This window comes from Streptomyces sp. NPDC048424, from assembly GCF_040651555.1.
GTDB lineage: Bacteria > Actinomycetota > Actinomycetes > Streptomycetales > Streptomycetaceae > Streptomyces.
On record NZ_JBEZKE010000027.1, the window covers coordinates 32,324 to 54,357 of the forward strand.

Below are 22,034 nucleotides of genomic sequence, written 5' to 3' on the forward strand. Positions count from 1 at the left end.
GACACTTCCGTCACGCTACGCTCCCAAGGAATCCGGCTCCGGCAAAGGCGAAGCATGCCCCAGCACACCTCAGGGTCTGACCGCGCTGCGGTGCCCCCCGCTGCCCGAGGCAGCGTGCGGTCCACCGCGCCCTCGTCCCTGGAGGTGCTGTGGCGCTCGTACAAGGAATCGGGTGACGAGCGGCTGCGGGAGCAATTGATCCTGCACTACTCGCCCCTGGTGAAGTACGTCGCCGGCCGCGTCAGCGTGGGTCTGCCGCCCAATGTGGAGCAGGCCGACTTCGTCTCGTCCGGGGTCTTCGGACTGATCGACGCCATCGAGAAGTTCGACATCGAAAGGTCGATCAAGTTCGAGACGTACGCGATCACCCGGATCCGCGGCGCCATGATCGACGAACTGCGGGCACTGGACTGGATCCCCCGCTCGGTCCGGCAGAAGGCGCGCGCCGTGGAACGGGCCTACGCCACGCTGGAGGCCCAGCTGCGGCGCACCCCGACGGAGAGCGAGGTCGCCGGGGAGATGGGCATCGGGGTGGAGGACCTCCACACCGTCTTCAGCCAGTTGTCCCTCGCGAACGTGGTCGCGCTGGAGGAGCTGCTGCACGTCGGCGGTGAGGGCGGCGACCGCCTCTCGCTGATGGACACCCTGGAGGACACCGCCGCCGACAACCCGGTGGAGGTCGCGGAGGACCGCGAACTGCGGCGCCTGCTGGCGCGGGCCATCAACACACTGCCCGAGCGGGAGAAGACCGTGGTGACCCTCTACTACTACGAGGGCCTGACGCTCGCCGAGATCGGGAACGTGCTGGGCGTCACCGAGAGCCGGGTCAGTCAGATCCACACCAAGTCCGTCCTGCAGCTGCGCGCGAAGTTGGCGGATGTAGGACGGTGAGCTTGCGCCACCTCCGTAGAGTGGATGCGTGCCCAGGATTCGAGCGGCCTCCGTGGCCGAGCACCGGTCGATGCAGCGCGGCGCCCTCTTGGACGCCGCGCGTTCCCTGCTGTCCGAAGGCGGGACGGAGGCTCTGACCTTCCCCGCCCTGGCGGAGCGGACCGGGCTCGCCCGGTCCTCCGTGTACGAATACTTCCGCTCCCGCGCGGCCGTCGTCGAAGAGCTGTGCGCGGTGGACTTCCCCGTGTGGGCCGCGGAGATCGAGGCGGCGATGGAGCAGGCGCAGTCGCCGGAGGCGAAGATCGAGGCCTACGTGCGGAGCCAGTTGGGACTGGTGGGGGACCGGCGGCACCGGGCCGTGGTGGCCATCTCGGCGAGCGAGCTGGACGCCGGGGCGCGGGAGAAGATCCGTGCGGCGCACGGGGGACTGATCGCGATGATCGTCGAGGCGCTGGCCGCCCTCGGGCAGCAGGAGCCCCGGCTCGCCGCGATGCTCCTCCAGGGCGTGGTGGACGCCGCCGTCCGGCGGATCGAGCTCGGGGCTGCCGAGGATCCGGCCGTGGTGACGGAGGCGGCCGTGGCCATGGCCCTGCGGGGCGTGCGCGGCTGAGAGAGCGGGGCTCCGCCCCGGACCCCGCGCCTCAATCGCCGGCGGGGCTAGGGGTGCCGGTGGGACTAGAGGTGCCGGTGGGGCTGGGCGTGCCGGCGGGGGCCGGGTTCGGCAGGAGGCGCGGGGTCGGGTGGGGGACGAGGGTGAGCGGGTTGAGGTAGGTCTCGCCTGACAGGAGGCCCCAGTGGAGGCAGGGCTGCGGGCAGTGGGAGCCCTCCGTCAGGACCGCCACCACCTGGCCCGCCGTGACCTCCTCGCCCTCCGTGACCAGCGGGCGGACCGGTTCGTAGGTCGTGCGCAGACCGTTCGGGAGGGTCAGGGAGAGCACCCCGCGGCCCGCGACCAGCCCGGCGTGGTGGACCCGGCCGGGCCCCACCGCACGCAGCTCCGCGCCCACCGGGGCGGACAGGTCCACGCCGCGGTGCCCGGCCGCGTACGGGGTCGGCGGCGGGTCCCACCAGCGGGCCACCCTCAGGGGTGAGGGCAGCGGGCGGACGCCGGGAACGGGCCCGGGGGCCGGCCCCGGAAGGACCGCCTGGGCCAGGGCCAGGAGCAGGCTGAGCAGCAAGGTCGTCATGGCCGTAGCGTCCCGCGCCCGTACGCGGCCGGGAGCGGGCCTGTGGACGGTCCGGACGCTGTGGACAACGGCGTCACCCGGCATACCGCCGGGTCCCGTACACTTCTTGTGGCGATCCGGGTCACCGGGTCGACTTCGCACGCCCCAGCACCAGCCCGAAAAGGCCAGGTGGCAGCGTCTCTCGGTCCCCTCAAGGGGGCAGGGCGCGGTGGGACGTCAGGAACCAAACCGAGAAACCAAGGAGATGGCCATGGCCGTCGTCACGATGCGGGAGCTGCTGGAAAGCGGCGTCCACTTCGGTCACCAGACCCGTCGTTGGAACCCGAAGATGAAGCGCTTCATCTTCACGGAGCGCAACGGCATCTACATCATCGACCTGCTGCAGTCGCTGTCGTACATCGACCGCGCCTACGAGTTCGTGAAGGAGACCGTCGCGCACGGTGGCTCCATCATGTTCGTCGGTACCAAGAAGCAGGCCCAGGAGGCCATCGCCGAGCAGGCGACGCGCGTTGGTATGCCGTACGTCAACCAGCGGTGGCTGGGTGGCATGCTCACCAACTTCTCCACCGTCTACAAGCGCCTTCAGCGTCTGAAGGAGCTTGAGGCGATCGACTTCGAGGACGTCGCGGCCTCGGGTCTCACCAAGAAGGAGCTCCTGGTCCTCTCCCGCGAGAAGACCAAGCTGGAGAAGACCCTCGGTGGTATCCGCGAGATGTCGAAGGTCCCCAGCGCCGTCTGGATCGTCGACACCAAGAAGGAGCACATCGCGGTCGGTGAGGCGCGCAAGCTGCACATCCCGGTCGTCGCGATCCTCGACACCAACTGCGACCCCGACGAGGTCGACTACAAGATCCCGGGTAACGACGACGCGATCCGTTCCGTCACCCTGCTCACCCGCGTGATCGCCGACGCCGTCGCCGAGGGCCTCATCGCCCGCTCCGGCGCTGCGACCGGCGACTCGAAGCCGGGCGAGAAGGCCGCCGCCGAGCCGCTCGCCGAGTGGGAGCGCGACCTGCTCGAGGGTGACAAGAAGGCCGACGACGCGGAGGCCGCCCCGGCCGCCGACGCTGCCGCCGAGGTCACCGAGGCCCCGGCCGCCGAGGCTGAGGCCCCGGCCGCCGACGCCGAGCAGGCCTGACCCACTGAGAGCGCCCGGCGTTAACGCGCCGGGCACTCACAGCACGGACGATGACGGCGGGGGAGCCGCGCCACGAGCGCGGCACCTCCGCCGTTCACCCGTAGATCTACGACTTCGAGAGAGAATCACAGACTCATGGCGAACTACACCGCCGCTGACGTCAAGAAGCTCCGCGAGCTCACCGGCGCCGGCATGCTGGACTGCAAGAACGCGCTCGTGGACGCCGACGGTGACGTCGACAAGGCCCAGGAAGCGCTCCGCATCAAGGGTCAGAAGGGCGTCGCCAAGCGCGAAGGCCGTTCTGCCGAGAACGGTGCGGTCGTCTCCCTCATCGCCGACGACAACACCTCCGGTGTCATCGTCGAGCTGAAGTGCGAGACCGACTTCGTCGCCAAGGGCGAGAAGTTCCTGGCCGTCGCCAACCAGCTGGCCGCCCACGTGGCCGCCACCTCCCCGGCCGACATCGAGGCGCTCCTCGCGTCCGAGATCGAGCCCGGCAAGACCGTCACCGCTTTCGTCGACGAGGCCAACGCCAACCTCGGCGAGAAGATCGTCCTGGACCGCTTCGCGCAGTTCAACGGCGGCTACGTGACCGCGTACATGCACCGCACGATGCCCGACCTGCCGTTCCAGATCGGCGTCCTGGTCGAGCTCGACAAGGAGAACGCCGAGGTCGCCCGCGGCGTCGCGCAGCACATCGCCGCGTTCGCCCCGCAGTGGCTGTCCGCCGAGGACGTCCCGGCCGAGAAGGTCGAGTCCGAGCGTCGCATCGCCGAAGAGGTCACCCGCGCGGAGGGCAAGCCCGAGGCTGCCATCGCGAAGATCGTCGAGGGTCGCGTCAACGGCTTCTTCAAGGACGCCACGCTGCTCGGCCAGGCGTACGCCCTGGACAACAAGAAGTCCGTCCAGAAGGTTCTGGACGAGGCCGGTGTCACCCTGAAGCGCTTCACCCGCATCAAGGTCGGCATCTGAGTCCGTCCGTACGCGACGGACACCGGACCCCGGTAGGGTCTGAGGCAGTCGTCCGCGCTTGCGCGAGGCGACCGCAGATCTGACGAGGAGGCCATTGCCGTAGAGGGAACCGCAAGGACCCACCGGCAATGGCCTTCTTCGTATGTGCACGAGGAGATCTCCATGAATCAGGGCGTGGACCCCCACACCGCATCCGACGACAAGAGCGACCAGGACAAGAAGGGCCGCCGCTTCATGCTGAAGCTGTCGGGCGAGGCCTTCTCCGGTGGCGGAGGACTGGGCGTCGACCCCGACGTCGTCCACGCCATCGCGCGTGAGATCGCCGCGGTGGTCCGCGACGGCGCGGAGATCGCCGTCGTGATCGGCGGCGGCAACTTCTTCCGCGGCGCCGAACTCCAACAGCGCGGCATGGACCGGGCCCGGTCCGACTACATGGGCATGCTGGGCACCGTCATGAACTGCCTCGCGCTCCAGGACTTCCTGGAGAAGGAGGGCATCGACTCCCGCGTGCAGACCGCCATCACCATGGGCCAGGTCGCGGAGCCGTACATCCCGCTGCGTGCCGTGCGCCACCTGGAGAAGGGCCGCGTCGTCATCTTCGGCGCGGGCATGGGCATGCCGTACTTCTCCACCGACACCACGGCCGCCCAGCGCGCCCTGGAGATCGACGCCGAGGCCCTGCTCATGGGCAAGAACGGTGTCGACGGGGTCTACGACTCCGACCCGAAGAAGAACCCGGACGCGGTGAAGTTCGACGCGCTGGAGTACAGCGAGGTCCTCTCCCGCGACCTCAAGGTCGCCGACGCCACCGCGATCACGCTCTGCCGCGACAACAAGCTGCCGATCCTCGTGTTCGAGCTGCTCGCCGAGGGCAATATCGCCCGCGCCGTCAAGGGTGAGAAGATCGGCACGCTCGTCAGCGACCAGGAAACCCGGGCCTGAGCGGTCCGCCGTCGGACCGAGCCCGGACCGGCCCCGCCGGCCCCGCCCGCCCGAACCATCCATTCAAGACATGCAGGAGCACGTGGTGACCGAAGAGATCCTCCTCGAGGCCGAGGAGAAGATGGAAAAGGCCGTCGTCGTCGCCAAGGAAGACTTCGCCGCGATTCGCACCGGCCGTGCGCACCCGGCGATGTTCAACAAGATCGTGGCGGACTACTACGGTGCCATCACGCCCATCAACCAGCTGGCCTCCTTCGCGGTGCCCGAGCCGCGCATGGCCATCGTGACCCCGTTCGACGCGTCCGCGCTGCGCAACATCGAGCAGGCGATCCGCGACTCCGACCTCGGTGTCAACCCGAGCAACGACGGCCGGATCATCCGGGTGACCTTCCCCGAGCTCACCGGTGAGCGCCGCAAGGAGTACATCAAGGTCGCCCGCACCAAGGCCGAGGACTCCAAGGTCTCCATCCGCGCCGTGCGCCGCAAGGCCAAGGACGCCCTCGACAAGCTCGTCAAGGACAAGGAAGCCGGCGAGGACGAGGTCCGTCGCGCGGAGAAGGAGCTCGACGACACCACCGCGAAGTACGTCGCGCAGGTGGACGAGCTCCTCAAGCACAAGGAAGCCGAGCTCCTCGAAGTCTGATGAACGACACTTCCTGGCAGCCGGAGCCGGTTCCGGCGGGTCCCGCATACGATGCGCAGGTGGGCCCGCACACTCGGCCCATGCCCATCGTGCCCGATGCCGCCGGCCGTGACTTCGACGACCGGGAAGCACGCGATCGGGGGGCCGCCCTGGACGGTGGCCCCCTCTTCCGCGCCGATACGCCGCCGCAGGAGCCCATGCCCAGCCCCCCGCCTCCGCATGCCCCGCAGCCGCAGGACGCCTCGCCCCCGCCGCCGAAGAAGCGTGCGGGCCGGGACCTGCGTGCCGCCATAGGGGTCGGCGTCGGTCTCGGCGCGGTGATCTTCGCCTCGCTGCTGATCGTCAAGGCGGTCTTCGTCGGCGTCATCGTCGTCGCGGTCGTCGTGGGCCTGTGGGAGCTGACCTCCCGGCTGCAGGAGAAGAAGGGCATCAAGGCCCCGCTCGTCCCGCTCGCGGTCGGCGGCGCGGCCATGGTCATCGCCGGATACGTCCGGGGGGCCGAGGGCGCCTGGGTCGCGATGGCCCTGACCGTGCTGGCGGTCCTGGTGTGGCGGATGACCGAACCGCCCGAGGACTACCTCAAGGACGTCACGGCGGGCGCCTTCGCGGCGTTCTACGTGCCCTTCCTGGCCACCTTCGTCGCGATGCTGCTCACCGCCGACGACGGCCCCCAGCGCGTGATCACCTTCCTGCTCCTGACCGTGGTCAGCGACACCGGGGCCTACGCGGTCGGCTGGCGCTTCGGGAAGACCAAGCTCGCGCCGCGCATCAGCCCCGGAAAGACCCGCGAGGGACTCTTCGGCGCGGTGGCCTTCGCGATGGCGGCCGGCGCGCTGTGCATGGAGTTCCTGATCGTGGGCGGCGCCTGGTGGCAGGGCCTCCTGCTCGGCCTCGCGGTCGCGGTCAGCGCCACCCTGGGCGACCTGGGCGAGTCCATGATCAAGCGGGACCTGGGCATCAAGGACATGGGCACCCTGCTGCCGGGCCACGGCGGCATCATGGACCGGCTCGATTCGCTGCTGCCGACCGCCCCGGTGGTGTGGCTGCTCTTGGCGGCCTTCGTGGGCACCGGCTGACCTGCGAAAAGGCGGTGTGAGACGCCGGGCGGTTACTCTAGAAAGGCGCGCTGCTTCTGCGGCGCGCCTTTCGTCTTACAAGGAGTACCTGCCATGGCCCGCCCCGTTCCGGGAGAGCTCACCTTCGTCGCCCCTCGCGGGGCCAAGAAGCCGCCCCGGCACCTCGCCGACATGACCCCGGCCGAGCGCCGTGAGGCGGTCGCCGCGATCGGCGAGAAGCCGTTCCGGGCCAAGCAGCTCTCCCAGCACTACTTCGCGCGCTACGCGCACGACCCGGCCGAGTGGACCGACATCCCGGCCGGCTCGCGGGAGAAGCTCCAGCAGGAGCTGCTGCCGGACCTGATGAACGTCATCCGGCACATCTCGTGCGACGACGACACCACCCGCAAGACCCTGTGGAAGCTGCACGACGGCACGCTCGTCGAGTCCGTGCTGATGCGCTACCCCGACCGGGTCACCATGTGCATCTCCTCGCAGGCCGGCTGCGGCATGAACTGCCCGTTCTGCGCCACCGGCCAGGCGGGTCTCGACCGCAACCTCTCCACCGCCGAGATCGTGCACCAGATCGTCGACGGCATGCGCGCGCTGCGCGACGGCGAGGTCCCCGGCGGCCCGGCGCGGCTGTCGAACATCGTCTTCATGGGCATGGGCGAGCCGCTCGCCAACTACAACCGCGTGGTCGGCGCCATCCGCCGGCTCACCGACCCCGAGCCCGACGGCCTGGGCCTGTCGCAGCGGGGCATCACCGTGTCCACCGTAGGCCTGGTCCCGGCCATGCTGAGGTTCGCCGACGAGGGCTTCAAGTGCCGTCTCGCCGTCTCGCTGCACGCGCCCGACGACGAGCTGCGCGACACGCTGGTCCCCGTGAACACCCGCTGGAACGTCCGCGAGGTGCTCGGCGCGGCCTGGGAGTACGCGGAGAAGTCCGGCCGCCGGATCTCCATCGAGTACGCCCTGATCCGCGACATCAACGACCAGGCCTGGCGTGGTGACCTGCTGGGCAAGCTGCTCAAGGGCAAGCGCGTCCACGTCAACCTGATCCCGCTGAACCCCACGCCCGGCTCGAAGTGGACCGCCTCGCGGCCCGAGGACGAGAAGGCCTTCGTGGAGGCCATCGCCCGCCACGGCGTGCCCGTGACCGTACGCGACACCCGCGGCCAGGAGATCGACGGCGCGTGCGGCCAGCTCGCGGCCTCGGAGCGCTAGGTTCCGGTCAGCGGAGGTCATATTCGGCCACGGGGTACCCTGTGGCCGAACCAATTTCATATTCCGACAGGGGAGCGCCACAGCGCTGAGAGTGCGGTATCCGTCATCCGCAGACCCTCTGAACCTCGCCCCGGTCATTCGGGGTAGGAAGTTCGGTCACCACTCAAGCTGTTGCGCCCTGCCCGGCGTCCGCTCCCACAGAGCGCCGGGCAGGGCCGCGTCTTCTCCTGGACATCCCAGGAGGAATTCACCAGTGAGCACCACCAAGAAGATCGCGGGCGCCGCGCTCGCGGCCGCGCTGGGCGTCACCACGCTCAGCGCATGCGGCGACTCCGACGACAAGTCCGCGGGCACGACCGACAAGACCGTCACCCTCGTCTCCCACGACTCCTTCAACGTGACCGACACGGTCCTCAAGGAGTTCGAGCAGCAGAGCGGCTACACCGTCAAGGTGCTGAAGTCCGGCGATGCCGGCGCCGCCCTGAACCAGGAGATCCTGACCAAGGGCTCCCCGCGCGGCGACGTGTTCTTCGGCGTGGACAACACCCTGCTCTCGCGCGCCCTCGACAACGGCATCTTCACGCCGTACGAGGCCAAGGGCCTGGACGCGGTCAAGCCCGAGTACGTGCTCGACAAGGAGCACCGGGTCACCCCGATCGACTCCGGCGACATCTGCGTCAACTACGACAAGGCCTACTTCGCCGACAAGAAGATCGCCCCGCCGCAGACGCTGGACGACCTGGTCAAGCCCGAGTACAAGAACCTGCTGGTCACCGAGAACGCCGCGACCTCCTCGCCCGGCCTCGGCTTCCTGCTCGCCTCCGTCGGCAAGTACGGCGAGGAGGGCTGGAAGGACTACTGGAGCAAGCTCAAGGCCAACGGCGTCGAGGTCGTCGACGGCTGGGAGCAGGCCTACAACGAGCGGTTCTCCGGCTCCGCGGGCGGCAAGAAGGCCAAGGGCGACCGCCCGCTGGTCGTCTCCTACGCCTCCAGCCCGCCGGTCGAGGTGCTGTACGGCGAGCCGCAGCCGGCCGAGGCCCCGACGGGCGTCGCCACCGGCACCTGCTTCCGCCAGGTCGAGTTCGCCGGCCTGCTGAAGGGCGCGAAGAACGAGGCGGGCGGCAAGGCCCTGCTGGACTTCCTGGTCAGCAAGAAGTTCCAGGAGGACATGCCGCTCCAGATGTTCGTGAACCCGGTGACGAAGGACGCTGCCCTGCCGGAGCTGTTCACGAAGCACGGAGTGGTGGTCGAGAAGCCCGAGAACGTGGCTCCCGAGACCATCGCCAAGAACCGTGAGCAGTGGGTCAAGGCATGGACCTCGCTCGTCGTGAAGTAAGCGGTACCAAGGGGTCGGGCGCGGCGTCGGGGGGCGCCGCGCCGGGCCCCGGCCCCCGTGAGGGCGGCCGGGCGACCGCCGTCCGGCTCGCCCTGATGGCCGTGCCCCTGGCCTTCTTCGGGCTGTTCTTCGCCTACCCGGTCGTCGCGATCGTCGGACGCGGCCTCAAGACCGACGAGGGCTGGCAGTTCGGCCGGATCGGCGAGGTCCTGACCCGGCCCGACATCGCCGGCGTGCTGTGGTTCACCACCTGGCAGGCGCTCGCCTCCACCGTCCTCACGCTGCTGATCGCACTCCCCGGCGCGTACGTCTTCGCGCGCTTCGAATTCCCCGGCAAGCAGCTGCTGCGGGCCGTGGTGACCGTTCCCTTCGTGCTGCCGACCGTGGTCGTCGGCACCGCCTTCCTCGCACTGCTGGGGCGCGGCGGGCTGATGGACGAGACGATGGGGGTCCGGCTCGACACCACCGTCTGGGCGATCCTCCTCGCACACGTCTTCTTCAACTACGCGGTCGTCGTCCGCACGGTCGGCGGGCTGTGGGCCCAGCTGGATCCGCGCCAGGAGGAGGCCGCCCGGGTGCTGGGCGCCGGCCGGTTCGCCGCCTGGCGGCGCGTGACGCTGCCCGCGCTGGCCCCGTCGGTGGCCGCCGCCTCGCTGATGGTCTTCCTGTTCACCTTCAGCTCCTTCGGCGTCGTACTGATCCTGGGCGGCCCCGCGTACTCCACCCTGGAGGTGGAGGTCTACCGGCAGACCGCGCAGCTCCTGGACCTGTCGACGGCCGCCGTGCTGACGATGGTGCAGTTCGCCGCCATCGGCGGCATCCTCGCCGTGCACGCCCGGACCGTGCGCCGGCGCGAGACCGCACTGCGGCTGGTGGACCCGGGCCGGACCACGCACCGGCCGCGCGGCTGGGCGCAGCGCACGCTGCTGGGCGCGGTGCTGCTGACCGTGGCGCTGCTGATCGTGCTCCCGCTGGGCGTGCTGGTCGAGCGGTCCTTCGACGCCCCCGGCGGATACGGCCTCGGCTTCTACCGCGCGCTCCAGGACGCGGGCGCCGGCGGCGGAACCTTCCTGGTGCCGCCGCTGGAGGCGATCTGGAACTCCCTGCGGTACGCCCTCGCCGCCACCGCGATCGCCCTGTTCATCGGGGGACTCGCGGCCGCCGCGCTGACCCGGCGCGCGGGCCGCTTCGTACGGGGCTTCGACGCGCTGCTGATGCTGCCCCTCGGGGTGTCCGCCGTGACGGTGGGCTTCGGCTTCCTGATCACCCTGGACGAGCCGCCGCTGGACCTGCGGACCTCGTGGATCCTGGTGCCGCTGGCGCAGGCGCTGGTGGGCGTGCCCTTCGTCGTACGGACCATGCTGCCGGTGCTGCGCGCGGTGGACGGGCGGCTGCGGGAGGCGGCCGCGGTGCTCGGAGCGTCACCGCTGCGGGCCTGGCGGGAGGTGGACCTGCCGCTGGTGCGGCGGGCGCTGCTGATCGCGGCCGGATTCGCCTTCGCCGTCTCGCTGGGCGAGTTCGGCGCGACCGTGTTCATCGCGCGGGCGGACCAGCCGACGCTGCCGGTGGCCGTGGCGCGGCTGCTGGGGCGGGCCGGCGAGATGAACTACGGGCAGGCGATGGCCCTGAGCACGATCCTGATGCTGGTGTGCGCGGTGTCCCTGCTGGTGCTGGAGCGACTGCGACCCGACAAGACCTCCGGGGAGTTCTGATGACACTGCTTCAGCTGGAAGGGGTGTCGGTCCGCTTCGGTGAGCGCGCGGTCGTCGACTCCGTGGACCTGGAGGTCGCCGAGCACGAGATCGTGTGTGTGCTGGGGCCGAGCGGCAGCGGCAAGTCCACGCTGCTGCGGGTCGTCGCCGGACTCCAGCAGGTGTCCGCGGGCCGGGTGCTGCTGGGCGGGGACGACCAGTCCGGCGTGCCCGTGCACCGGCGGGGCGTGGGCCTGATGTTCCAGGACCACCAGCTCTTCCCGCACCGCGACGTCGGCGCGAACGTCTCCTTCGGCCTGCGGATGCGCGGTGGCGCGCGCGCCGCTTACGCGTCCCAGGTGGCGGAACTGCTGGAACTGGTCGGGCTCCCCGGGGCCCAGGGCCGGGCGGTGGCCTCCCTGTCGGGCGGCGAGCAGCAGCGGGTGGCGCTGGCCCGGGCACTGGCGCCGTCGCCGCGGCTGCTGATGCTCGACGAACCGCTGGGACAGCTGGACCGCGGGCTGCGGGAGCGGCTCGTGGTGGAACTCCAGGAGCTGTTCTCCAGGCTGGGCACCACGGTGCTCGCCGTCACCCACGACCAGGGGGAGGCCTTCGCGCTGGCCGACCGGGTGATCGTGATGAGGGACGGCCGGATCGCGCAGGCCGGAACCCCGCTGGAGGTGTGGCAGCGGCCCGCGTCGGAGTTCGTGGCGCGGTTCCTCGGCTTCGAGAACGTGGTCCCGGCCGTGATCTCGGGCACGGCGGCCGGGACCCCGTGGGGCAAGGTCCCGGTCCCGGAGGCATCCCCCGAGGGAGAGCAGCGGCTGCTGATCCGTCCGGCGGGGGTGGCGCTCTGCGCGGCCGGCCTGCGGTGCGAGGTGGTGTCCCGCACCTTCCGCGGCACGCACGTCGCGCTGCGGCTGCGGCCCGAGGCGGGGCCGGACCTGGAGGCGGAGTGCGGGCTGGACGGGGCGCCGGCCGTGGGGGACCGGGTCGCGGTGACCTTCACCCCGTCCGAGGTCGTCGTACTCCCGGCGGACCCGGCCTGATCGGAGCGGGCCTAGGGACGGATGCCGTCGCAGGCGATCGGCAGGTGGCGCGGCCCGCGCAGGACCGCGTTCTGACGGTACGGCGGCGGGTCCTCCAGCAGCCGCGGGTTCTCCAGCCGGCGGGCCAGCTCGCTCAGCGCGAGCTGCGCCTCCTGCCGGGCCAGCGGCGCCCCGAAGCAGCTGTGGATGCCGCTGCCGAGTCCGAGGTGCTGGATGTCCTTGCGGTCGGGATCGAAGCGGTCCGGGTTCTCGAACCGCTTCGGGTCACGGTTCCCGGAGGCCAGGACCAGCCACAGGGAGGCGCCCTTGGGGATCGTGACGCCGGCGACCTCGATGTCGGAGAGGGTGCTGCGCTGCGGGAGCAGCTGCACGGGCGGCTCGTACCGCAGCAGCTCCTCGACGATGGGGACGGACAGACGGGGGTCCTCTCGGAGCCTCTTGAGGACGTCCGGGTGGCGCAGCAGGGTCAGCATCCCGTTGGTGATCAGGTTGACCGTGGTCTCGTGGCCCGCGATCAGCAGCAGCGCGGAGGTGCTGAGCGCCTCCATGGTGGTCATCGACCCGTCCGGGCCGTCGTCGGTCGCCAGCTGGGACAGCATGTCGGTGCCCGGCTTCTTGCGGCGCTCCTCGATCAACCCGGCCAGGTACATGCCCAGTTCCATCCGGGCGTCCATGGTTCCCTTGCCGTGCTGGGTGGGGTCGGCGTCCGGGTCGGGGTCCAGGCTCGCGGCGAGGGTCTCCGCCCAGACGTGGAACTTGGGCTCGTCCTCGTGGGGCACGCCGAGCAGCCGGCAGATGACCGTGACGGGGAAGGGGTACGCGAACTGGTCCACCAGGTCGACCCGGTCCAGGTTGCCCGTCTCGGAGATCGAGTCGATGAGCCCGGTGACGAGGCCGCCGAGTTCGTCGCGCATGTCGTGCACCCGGTGGGGGGCGTGGGGCGGTCCGAACGGCCGGTTCGTCATCCGCCGCAGGCGGTCGTGGTCCGGCGGGTCGAGCTTGAGGAACGACGGCGGCAGGGCCGTCCCCGCCCCCTCGTCCCCGGCCTCGCCCAGCGGGTCGTCCCCGGTCGACTTCAGGTTCTTGGCATCGGAGCTGATCCGCGGGTCGTGCAGGAGGCTCTGGATCTCGTAGTACGTGCTGACCACGTACGGGCCGTCCCCGTCGTGGGACACCGGGGTCTTGCGGAGCTCCTCGTACAGCGGATACGGATTCGCGCGGTTCGCGTAGTCGATGATCTCCCGCAGGAGGGCTTGTGTCATGACGGGTCCTCGTGATCCTCGTGATCCTCGGGGGAGGGCGCGGTGCGGTCTCGGACGCGGTCAGGGGCGCCCGGGAACGAAGGTCATCTTCCGGTCGGCCGGCGAGTACCCGCTGAGGGTGATGGTCGGCCCGTGCGTCGGCACCGAGGGGTCCGGGAAGTCCGCCGGTACCGGCTTGTGCCCCTCCGGCCTGCGGTCCACCGTGGAGTACTCCGGGGGGAACGGCGCGGTGGTCTCGATCTGGTGCTCGTAGAACGGCAGCCACCGGCAGTTGTCGAAGGTCACGGCGGCGATCACCCGGCCCTGGTACCCGTACACGGCCGCGAACCGGCGCTCCGCGAGCGAGCCCTGCGTGACGAGGAGCTCGGTCCCCATCGGCGGTACCCCGACCGACTTGATGTTCACCCCGAACTGCGAGGACCAGAACGCCGGGACCCACAGGTGGGGGCGACGGTCCGCGCTCTCGCTGAGCATGTTGTGCGCGGCGGTGTCGGCCTGCGCGACGGCATTGCCCCAGTGCTCCAGGGAGAGGAACTGGTAGCCGAACAGGGCGTGCGGGGAACGTGCCACGTCACCCGCCACGTAGATGTCATCGGTGACTATGCCGCGGATGTCGAAGGCCCGGCAGCCCGCGTCGCAGGCGATGCCGCGGGGGCCGGCGCCCAGTCCCGACCCGGCGAGCCACTCGGTGTTGCGCTGCGCGCCGAGCCCGACGACCACCACATCGGCCTCGACGGTGGACCCGTCGGAGAAGTGGGCGGCGCGGACCCGTCCGGCGGGGTCGCCCTCCAGCCCGGTCACCATGACCCCGGTGCGCAGGTCCACCCCGTTCTCGCGGTGCATCCCGGCCGCGATCTCGCCGATCACTCCGCCGAGCGCGCCGACGAGCGGAGCCGCGCCCCGTTCGGCGACGGTGACGTCCAGGCCGCGTTCCCGGCAGGCGGAGGCGATCTCGGACCCGGTGAAGCCGGCTCCGATGACGAGCACCCGGCGGGGGCCGGCGGCGAGGGCCTGTTGCAGTGCTTCGCCGTCGTCGCGGGTGCGCAGGACGAAGACTCCCTTGAGGGCGCCCTCCTCCGCGTTGGGCCAGGGCCGCGCCCGGACTCCGGTGGCGATCAGCAGCCGGTCGTACTCGACCTCGTCGCCGTTGCCGAGCCGGACCCGGCGGGCGGCCATGTCCAGTCCCGTGGCGGGGACCCCGAGGCGCCATTCGGCGTCGATCGCGCGGCGGCGGGGGAGCGCCGTGTGGTCGGCCACCGCGTTGCCCAGCAGGACCTGCTTGGACAGCGGGGGCCGGTCGTAGGGCTCGTACGGTTCGTCGCCGATCATCGTGAGCGAACCGGCGAAGCCCTTCTCGCGCATGGTCTCGGCCGCCCGCAGCCCGGCCAGCGAAGCGCCGACGACGACGATGCGGCCCTCGCGCTTGAGCCGCTCCAGGGCTCCGTCGCGTGTTCCTCCACCGCTCACCGCGCGCCTCCGGAACGGGAGCCGGCTCCGGCCACGGCATCGGGGGCGGGCACGTTCGCCATGTCCTCGTCGGTCAGTTCCAGGAGGATCGCACCGACCGGACAGGCGGCCACGGCGCGTTCGACGTTCTCGCGCTGCTCGGCGGCCGCCTCCGGGTTGTAGAGCAGCGACTCGTCGCCGTGCATGGCGAACACGTCGGGAGCGAGGAACGCGCACTGGGCGTATCCCTGGCATCGGTTGAGGTCGACGACAAGCCTCATGACGGTTCTGCCTTTCCCTCGGCTGGGTACCCCGTCACCCCCGAAATCCCCGGATCCTCCCCTTCACCCCAGCATGCACGTGGGGCCCGCAGGCCGCCTGCCGGAGTAGGCATCCCCAGGTCAGCGGTTCAGGGCGGTCCGGACCGGCCCGTGCGGGCCGTGCCGCGCCGGGCGCGCAGGATGTGCACGCTGACGACCAGGGCCCAGGCCGGGAACAGCATCTCGGACCAGGGCACGCCGGAACCCACCACGATCAGGACCAGGCCGACGACGGTGCCCAGCAGGGCCAGCGAGCGGGGGAAGACCCCGAGCAGCCGCCCGATGGTCGAGGTCGCGAGGACGAAGACGGCCGCCATCCGCATGGCGTAGGTCGCGAGGAGCGCATAGGCGTACTGGCGGCCGAAGTCGGAGGGCGTGCCCTCGTTCAGCACGGTGCCCGCGGCCGCGGCGGAGGCGAACAGCGTGGCCACGAAGACGAATCCGCTGCCGAGGAACACGGTGGCGACGAACCGGTCCTCGGCATCACCCGTGTGCGCGCGCAGGGCGCCCATGAACCAGAGGAAGAAGATGCCCGCGAAGGGCACGATCTCCAGGGCCACCTGGACCGCCCAGCGCTTGTCCGGGTCGACGGCCGCCTCGGCTGCGTTGCCGGGGACGGCGATCCGCATCAGGACGATCGCCACCCCGAGCAGCAGGGCGAAGCCGACTCCGGCCATCCCGGCGGCGCGCGGTGTCTTCAGCCGATCGGTCGTGGGCTCCATCAGCCCCTCGCTCTCTCCCCCGGTCCAGCAAGCGGCAGCCGCCGCCGCGCCACCACCGGGGGCGGCCGACCGGGTGATGCCCGTCCGGCGGGCCCGGGTCAGCCGACGGCCTCCGGCACCGGCGCGGGGGCCTCCTCCTCGGCGCCCTCGTGCTTGCCGTACCAGGCGACGGCCACCGCGCCGGCGACGGCCAGGACGAATCCGAGGACCGCCAGCCAGGCCAGGCCCGGACGGGAGGCGTCACCGAGCCAGAGCACGCCGATCGCACCCGGGAGCACCGTCTCGCCGACGACGAGGGCCGCCGTGGCGCCGTTCACCGAGCCGATCTGAAGGGCGACCGTGTGCAGGTACATGCCGCCGATGCCCGCCACCAGAATGGCGTAGAGGGCCGGGTCGGCGAGGAAGGTGCCGAGGTCGAACGGGTCCACGCCGTCCAGGATCCGGACGCCGACGCCGAGCGCGCCGAAGCCGAGGCCCGAGAGCAGGCCCGCGAGGATCGCGGCCCCGCCGCCGAGGAGGCGTACCGCGACGGTGCCGCCGACCATCAGGAACAGGGTGATCCCCAGCAGCCACCAGTGCGTGGACATGGGTGCGTGGTGGCCGCCCTCGTGGCCCGCCGCCGTGGCGAGCAGCACCAGCGCCGTACAGACGACGCCGATCGAGGTCCACTCCTTCCGGCTCAGCCGGATGCCCAGCATCTTCACGCTCAGCACGGCCGTGATCACCAGGTTGGCGCTGATCACCGTCTGCGAGAGGAACAGGGGAAGGAGGCGGGCGGCCAGGGCGCCGAGCCCGAAGCCCACGAAGTCCAGGATCGTGCCGACGATGAACTCCCAGGTCATCGCCGCTTTCGCGGTGGACGACAGATTGGGTCCGCCATGGGCGGTCACCCCGGCGGCGGTGGGCGACATCCGGGCGGCGCGGCGCGATCCGACGGCTTGCAGCACGGATCCCGTGCCGTAGCAGATGGATGCCGCAACAGCGGTCAGCAGGCCTATGAGCACCAAGGGCTCCGTTCACGTCTGGCAGGTTTTGCGGTACCTCTGCCAGACGTGCGAACGGGCCGCGAAGTTGCTTCCGGAGCTCAGCTCATTGACGCGAGGACGCCGGGGACCTCGTCCACCGAGTCGACCAGCGCGATCCGGGACTCCATGGCACGGCCGCGGGCGAGCGCCCGCAGCAGCGGCCAGACCGGGAGGTGCTCGGTCCAGTGGTCGTGGCCGACCAGGACCATCGGCGCGGGCTCGCCCCGGGACTCGTAGTAGTTCGGCGTGGCGTTGTCGAAGACCTCCTGGACCGTGCCCGCCGCGCCGGGCAGGAAGACCACGCCCGCGGTGGAGCGGGCCAGCAGCCCGTCCTCGCGGGTGGCGTTCGCGAAGTACTTCGCGACGTGCCCCGCGAAGGCGTTCGGCGGCTCGTGCCCGTAGAACCAGGTCGGGATGCCCACCGAGTCGCCGCCGGCGGGCCAGCGCTCCCGTACGGCGAAGGCCGCGCGCGCCCAGTCGGACACCGACGGCGTGAAGGACGGGGCCTTCGCCAGCATCTCCAGGGCCTCCGCGAGCGCCTCGTCGGGGGCCGGGGCCAGGTAGGCGCCGAGGTTGGCGGCCTCCATCGCGCCGGGGCCGCCACCGGTGGCCACGGTCAGCCCGGACCGGGTCAGGGCGCGGCCCAGCTCCGCCGCGCCGCGGTAGTCCGCACCGCCGCGGGACATGGCGTGGCCGCCCATCACGCCGACGACCCGGGCGCCGGCGAGGTGCTCGTCGAGGGCGTCGGAGACGGCGTCGTCGTGGATGGAACGGAGCATGGAGGAGAAGACGTCGCCGTCGGTCTTGGTCTCCTGGAACCAGGCGTAGGCCAGGGCGTCCGGGGTGGCCTCGTACCCGTCGGGCAGTCCGGCGAAGAGCTCCTCGGGCGTGTAGAGCAGCCCCCGGTACGGGTTGAACGGCAGGTCCGGGACGGGCGGGAAGACCAGCGCGCCGTCGGCGCGGACCTTCACCGACGCATCGGGCTCCATCGCGCAGCCCAGGAACACGGCTGCCGAGGTGTCGGCGGAGAGCAGCGCGAAGGTCCGCTCCAGCAGGTTGACCGACTGGATCCGGTAGCCGCTGAGCGAGCCGCGTGCCACGACCTGGTCGAATTCGGCGAGCGTCTCGATCTCGATGTCTGCGTTGACCATTCGGCCCACCCTAAGGGCTGCTCGCGTCAGCGGGTCAGTGCCAGCGACGTCAGCTGCGCCACACCCCAGCTGAGCGGAACGCACACCGCCACGAGCGCGCCGGCCCGCAGACTCGCCGCCGTACGCAGGGCCTTGGCGGGTGCGCCCAGGTCGAGCAGGGCCTCCCGCGCGGCGCCCCGGCTGCGGCGCGCCTCCACCGCGGATGTGAGAAGGGTCGCGGCCGCGCACAGGGTCACCAGCGCGGCGGCCGGCCCGGTCAGCGGGCCCAGCGGGACGAGCGGCCCGCCCTGCCCGCGCAGGGCCACGGCGGTGAGGGCGCCGGCGCCGACCGAGCACAGCACGCCGAGCGGCGGGCCGATCCGGGGGGCCTCCTCCTGGAGGACCCGCCCGGCCAGCAGCCGCAGCGCACCCGGGCGCACGGCCTGGACCAGGCTCCCGGAGGCGTAGGCGAACCCGGGCCCGGCGAGGGCGAGGCCGATCGCGGTCAGTGACCAGCCGGCGAGCATCCCGGGGCCGCTCCGGCCCGCGTAGGCCTCGGCGGCGAACCCGCAGGCGGTCAGCGCGATCCCCCAGGGCAGGCCGGTCTGCGGGGCGAGCGGCCGGTGCGGGCGCAGGGCGAGGGCGGTGGCGGCCGCGGCGGCCAGCGGGACCAGCGCCAGCAGGGTGAGGGCGGCCGCCACGGGCAGCGGCTGGTCGGCGTGGAGCAGCGTGGCCCCGGCTCCGTCGAACGGCAGTCCGGCCAGGTCCCCGCGCAGGTGCAGGAAGGCGGCCAGGGCCAGGGCGCTGCCCAGGGTGCAGGCGACGGCGGTGGAGATCGCGGAGACGAGGACGAGCCGTACGGGTCCCGGCCCGACCGCGTCGAGGCCCGCGCGGGGGCGGTTCGCCGGGTCGGCGCGGGCCACGGCCACGGCGAAGTGGACGGTGACGGCCACAGGGATCAGGGCCCACAGCAGGCGAGGGAACGATCCGGCGGGCCGGGCCACGGCCCCGGCGAGTACGGAGAGCAGCAGGAACCCGGTCCCGGCCGAGGCGGCGGCGACGAGGAGCCGCCGCAGCTGGACGAGCGGCCGGGAACCGCGGGCTAGGCGGAGAGCGAGCACGCGGCCTGGCCCTCCGGGGTGTCGTCGGCGGGGGAGGAGACGGCCGCGGCCCCCGCGAGACGGCCGTCGATCAGGGCCAGCCGGCGGTCCGCGACGGCCGCGGTGGCCTCGTCGTGGGTGGCCAGCAGCACGGTGACCTCGTGGGAGCGGGCCGCGGTGGTGAGGGTCCGGAGCAGCAGGGCCCGCTCGGCGCGGTGCAGCGGGGCCGTGGGCTCGTCGGCGAAGATCACCGCGGGCTCGTTGACCAGGGCGCGGGCCAGGGCGACCCGCTGGCACTCGGCCCGGGTGAGGGAAGCGGGGCGCTTGCGGGCGAAACCGCCGATGTCGAGGCGGTCCAGCCATTCGCAGGCGGCGTGCTTGGCGGCGCGGTGGGAGGTGCCGGCGAGGAGCAGAGGCAGGGCGGCGTTCTCCCAGACCTTCAGCTCGGGCAGCAGCTGCGGCTCGGGGCCGATCCAGCCGAAGCGGTCGCGGCGCAGCCGTTCGCGGGCCAGCGCGCCCATGGTGTGCACGGGGACGCTGTTGAACCAGACCTCGCCCTGCTCGGGCCGCAGCTGCCCGGACAGGCAGCGGAGCAGGGTGGTCTTGCCGCTGCCGCGGGGACCGGTCAGGGCCAGGATCTCGCCCTGGCGGACTCCCACGGAGACCCCGACGAGGGCGGGGTCCGCGTCGTGGGAGTACTGAAGGGACCGCGCCCAGAGGACGTCGTTGTCAGGCGGGGCATTGTCCGGTGGAGCCACCATGGCGTACACCTCCGTCCGGGGGAACGAAGCGGAGCCGGTTCGGTCACTGGCGCCGCACTGAGATGTAAAGAGATGAACGTCTTGGATGGTGACAGCACACGGCCCGAACCCCCGCGTTCTCACTCGAACGGGGGATCCGGGCCATGTGATCGGACTATTGCGGCCTCGGACGATTCACATCCGGGCCGGCCGGGCGGGCCTGTTTACAGCTTCGTCCACGCCTCGGTGAGCACCGAGCGCAGGATGCCCTCGATCTCGTCGAAGGTGCCCTGGTCCGCGATCAGCGGCGGCGCGAGCTGGATGACCGGGTCACCGCGGTCGTCGGCCCGGCAGTAGAGGCCGTTCTCGAAGAGCGCCTTGGAGAGGAAGCCGTAGAGCACGCGCTCCGTCTCCTCGTCCGTGAAGGACTCCTTGGTCTCCTTGTCCTTGACGAGCTCGATGCCGTAGAAGTAGCCGTTGCCGCGGACGTCGCCGACGATCGGCAGGTCGTGCAGCTTCTTCAGCGTCGAGAAGAAGGCGCCCTCGTTGTCCAGCACGTGCTGGTTGAGGCCTTCCTTGTCGAAGATGTCGAGGTTGGCCAGCGCGACCGCCGAGGAGACCGGGTGGCCGCCGAAGGTGTAGCCGTGCAGGAAGGTGTTGTCGCCCTTGTAGAACGGCTCCGCGAGGCGGTCGGAGATGATGCAGGCGCCGATCGGGGAGTAGCCCGAGGTCATGCCCTTGGCACAGGTGATCATGTCCGGCACGTAGTCGAACTTGTCACAGGCGAACATCGTGCCCAGACGGCCGAACGCGCAGATCGTCTCGTCGGAGACGAGCAGGACGTCGTACTCGTCGCAGATCTCGCGGACCCGCTGGAAGTACCCGGGCGGCGGCGGGAAGCAGCCGCCGGCGTTCTGCACCGGCTCCAGGAAGACGGCGGCGACGGTGTCGGCGCCCTCGAAGAGGATCTCCTGCTCGATTTGGTCGGCGCACCAGCGGCCGTAGGCCTCCGGGTCGTCGCCGAAGATCGGGGCGCGGTAGATGTTGGTGTTCGGCACCTTGTGCGCGCCGGGGACCAGCGGCTCGAAGGGGGCCTTCAGGGCCGGCAGGCCGGTGATGGACAGGGCGCCCTGCGGGGTGCCGTGGTAGGCGACCGCACGCGAGATGACCTTGTACTTGGTGTGCTTGCCCTGCAGCTTGAAGTACTGCTTGGCGAGCTTCCAGGCGGTCTCGACGGCCTCGCCGCCACCGGTGGTGAAGAAGACCTTGTTCAGGTCGCCGGGGGCGTAGTGGGCGAGGCGCTCGGCGAGCTCGACGGCCTTGGGGTGCGCGTACGACCAGATGGGGAAGAACGCGAGTTCCTGGGCCTGCTTGTACGCGACCTCGGCCAGTTCCTTGCGGCCGTGACCGGCGTTGACCACGAACAGGCCGGCGAGGCCGTCGAGGTAGCGCTTGCCCTTGTCGTCCCAGATGTAGGTGCCCTCGCCCCGGACGATGGTGGGGACGGGGGAGTTCTCGTAGGACGACATGCGGGTGAAGTGCATCCACAGGTGGTCGTACGCGGTCTTGGAGAGGTCCTGGCTCACGGTTATCGGGTTCCCCACATGTAGGTCTGCTTCTTCAGCTTCAGGTAAACGAAGCTTTCGGTTGATCGCACGCCGGGGAGCGTGCGGATCTTCTTGTTGATCGTTTCGAGCAGGTGGTCGTCGTCCTCGCAGACGATCTCCACCATCAGGTCGAACGACCCGGCGGTCATCACCACGTACTCGCACTCGGCCATGGCGGTCAGCGCATCGGCCACCGGGTCGAGGTCGCCCTCGACGTTGATGCCGACCATGGCCTGGCGTCGCAGACCCACGGTGAGCGGGTCGGTGACGGCGACGATCTGCATGACGCCCTGGTCGAGCAGCTTCTGCACGCGCTGGCGCACGGCAGCTTCGGAGAGGCCGACGGCCTTGCCGATCGATGCGTAGGGACGGCGGCCGTCCTCCTGCAGTTGCTCGATGATCGCCAGGGACACAGCATCGACCGAAGGGGACGGTTGTCTGTTCCTGGAATCTGCGCTTCGACTGACCACGACCTCACTGTGCACGAGGGTCGTCTGTTCCGCAAGACGGAATCGATGAAATCCGTTGTTTGGACACTCGGATCTCACTGA

The 22,034-nt window shown here is 71.1% G+C and carries 22 protein-coding genes and 1 riboswitch; of the genes, 11 read left to right on the plus strand and 11 right to left on the minus strand.

The features are described from left to right. Positions 1-54 precede the first annotated feature (54 nt). Together whiG and AB0D29_RS29745 are read left to right on the plus strand one after the other, a co-directional pair. Entirely contained in the window at positions 55-891 is an 837-nt protein-coding gene (gene whiG / locus AB0D29_RS29740; protein WP_362858442.1) for an RNA polymerase sigma factor WhiG, read from the plus strand. 52 nt (positions 892-943) lie between these two features. Further along, positions 944-1,501 carry a helix-turn-helix domain-containing protein gene (locus AB0D29_RS29745; RefSeq protein ID WP_362858510.1) on the plus strand — a complete coding sequence of 186 codons (558 nt, stop codon included), beginning with the start codon at positions 944-946 and terminating at the stop codon, positions 1,499-1,501. Between the two features lie 31 nt (positions 1,502-1,532). Here AB0D29_RS29745 and AB0D29_RS29750 read toward each other — a convergent pair whose 3' ends face one another. Next, complete coding sequence (locus tag AB0D29_RS29750) at positions 1,533-2,078, minus strand: M23 family metallopeptidase (protein ID WP_362858444.1); 546 nt, start codon at positions 2,076-2,078, stop codon at positions 1,533-1,535. A 250-nt stretch (positions 2,079-2,328) separates the two neighbouring features. On the opposite strand from AB0D29_RS29750, the gene rpsB reads away from it, so the two are divergent. The 9 genes from rpsB to AB0D29_RS29795 all read left to right on the plus strand — a co-directional run bounded on the left by rpsB (position 2,329) and on the right by AB0D29_RS29795 (position 12,131). Then, positions 2,329-3,216 (plus strand): 30S ribosomal protein S2, encoded by an 888-nt coding sequence (rpsB, locus tag AB0D29_RS29755; RefSeq protein ID WP_362858445.1) that lies wholly within the window; start codon positions 2,329-2,331, stop codon positions 3,214-3,216. A 135-nt stretch (positions 3,217-3,351) separates the two neighbouring features. Next, positions 3,352-4,188 carry a translation elongation factor Ts gene (gene tsf, locus AB0D29_RS29760; RefSeq protein ID WP_030708563.1) on the plus strand — a complete coding sequence of 279 codons (837 nt, stop codon included), beginning with the start codon at positions 3,352-3,354 and terminating at the stop codon, positions 4,186-4,188. A gap of 162 nt (positions 4,189-4,350) precedes the next feature. After that, entirely contained in the window at positions 4,351-5,130 is a 780-nt protein-coding gene (gene pyrH, locus AB0D29_RS29765; protein WP_030016384.1) for a UMP kinase, read from the plus strand. 85 nt (positions 5,131-5,215) lie between these two features. After that, positions 5,216-5,773 (plus strand): ribosome recycling factor, encoded by a 558-nt coding sequence (gene frr / locus AB0D29_RS29770; protein ID WP_362858448.1) that lies wholly within the window; start codon positions 5,216-5,218, stop codon positions 5,771-5,773. Then, entirely contained in the window at positions 5,773-6,849 is a 1,077-nt protein-coding gene (locus tag AB0D29_RS29775; RefSeq protein WP_362858450.1) for a phosphatidate cytidylyltransferase, read from the plus strand. Before frr ends, AB0D29_RS29775 begins: the two co-directional genes overlap by 1 nt. Positions 6,850-6,942: 93 nt before the next feature. Beyond that, positions 6,943-8,055: a 23S rRNA (adenine(2503)-C(2))-methyltransferase RlmN gene (gene rlmN, locus AB0D29_RS29780; RefSeq protein WP_073911009.1), complete on the plus strand. Its 1,113-nt coding sequence runs from the start codon at positions 6,943-6,945 to the stop codon at positions 8,053-8,055. 58 nt (positions 8,056-8,113) lie between these two features. Further along, positions 8,114-8,223: riboswitch (TPP riboswitch) on the plus strand. A gap of 85 nt (positions 8,224-8,308) precedes the next feature. Next, on the plus strand, positions 8,309-9,391 hold the full coding sequence (locus AB0D29_RS29785) for a thiamine ABC transporter substrate-binding protein (protein ID WP_362858452.1): 1,083 nt from the start codon (positions 8,309-8,311) through the stop codon (positions 9,389-9,391). Between the two features lie 95 nt (positions 9,392-9,486). Further along, entirely contained in the window at positions 9,487-11,103 is a 1,617-nt protein-coding gene (locus AB0D29_RS29790; RefSeq protein WP_362858511.1) for an iron ABC transporter permease, read from the plus strand. Continuing rightward, positions 11,103-12,131, plus strand: coding sequence for an ABC transporter ATP-binding protein (locus tag AB0D29_RS29795; protein ID WP_362858453.1), 1,029 nt, complete (start codon positions 11,103-11,105; stop codon positions 12,129-12,131). Before AB0D29_RS29790 ends, AB0D29_RS29795 begins: the two co-directional genes overlap by 1 nt. Before the next feature lie 11 nt (positions 12,132-12,142). Here the strand turns inward: AB0D29_RS29795 and AB0D29_RS29800 are convergent, their stop codons facing one another. The 10 genes from AB0D29_RS29800 to AB0D29_RS29845 all read right to left on the minus strand — a co-directional run bounded on the left by AB0D29_RS29800 (position 12,143) and on the right by AB0D29_RS29845 (position 21,968). Then, positions 12,143-13,393, minus strand: a complete 1,251-nt coding sequence (locus AB0D29_RS29800; protein WP_362858454.1) for a cytochrome P450 — start codon at positions 13,391-13,393, stop codon at positions 12,143-12,145. A 60-nt stretch (positions 13,394-13,453) separates the two neighbouring features. Continuing rightward, complete coding sequence (locus AB0D29_RS29805) at positions 13,454-14,860, minus strand: FAD-dependent oxidoreductase (RefSeq protein ID WP_362858455.1); 1,407 nt, start codon at positions 14,858-14,860, stop codon at positions 13,454-13,456. Continuing rightward, entirely contained in the window at positions 14,857-15,120 is a 264-nt protein-coding gene (locus tag AB0D29_RS29810; RefSeq protein WP_362804349.1) for a ferredoxin, read from the minus strand. The genes AB0D29_RS29805 and AB0D29_RS29810 overlap by 4 nt, the downstream gene beginning before the upstream one ends. A gap of 128 nt (positions 15,121-15,248) precedes the next feature. Continuing rightward, positions 15,249-15,881, minus strand: a complete 633-nt coding sequence (locus tag AB0D29_RS29815) for a hypothetical protein (protein ID WP_362858457.1) — start codon at positions 15,879-15,881, stop codon at positions 15,249-15,251. Positions 15,882-15,979: 98 nt separating this feature from the next. Then, a complete protein-coding gene (locus AB0D29_RS29820) occupies positions 15,980-16,885 on the minus strand; it encodes a hypothetical protein (protein WP_362858459.1) in 906 nt (301 codons plus the stop codon). A gap of 80 nt (positions 16,886-16,965) precedes the next feature. Next, positions 16,966-18,057, minus strand: a complete 1,092-nt coding sequence (locus tag AB0D29_RS29825; RefSeq protein ID WP_362858460.1) for an LOG family protein — start codon at positions 18,055-18,057, stop codon at positions 16,966-16,968. A gap of 26 nt (positions 18,058-18,083) precedes the next feature. Then, on the minus strand, positions 18,084-19,157 hold the full coding sequence (locus tag AB0D29_RS29830; RefSeq protein ID WP_362858461.1) for a hypothetical protein: 1,074 nt from the start codon (positions 19,155-19,157) through the stop codon (positions 18,084-18,086). After that, a complete protein-coding gene (locus AB0D29_RS29835) occupies positions 19,139-19,897 on the minus strand; it encodes an ATP-binding cassette domain-containing protein (RefSeq protein WP_362858463.1) in 759 nt (252 codons plus the stop codon). Before AB0D29_RS29835 ends, AB0D29_RS29830 begins: the two co-directional genes overlap by 19 nt. A gap of 203 nt (positions 19,898-20,100) precedes the next feature. Further along, positions 20,101-21,480 (minus strand): aspartate aminotransferase family protein, encoded by a 1,380-nt coding sequence (locus AB0D29_RS29840; protein ID WP_362858464.1) that lies wholly within the window; start codon positions 21,478-21,480, stop codon positions 20,101-20,103. After that, on the minus strand, positions 21,465-21,968 hold the full coding sequence (locus AB0D29_RS29845) for an Lrp/AsnC family transcriptional regulator (RefSeq protein ID WP_007266859.1): 504 nt from the start codon (positions 21,966-21,968) through the stop codon (positions 21,465-21,467). Before AB0D29_RS29845 ends, AB0D29_RS29840 begins: the two co-directional genes overlap by 16 nt. Between the last annotated feature and the right edge of the window lie 66 nt (positions 21,969-22,034).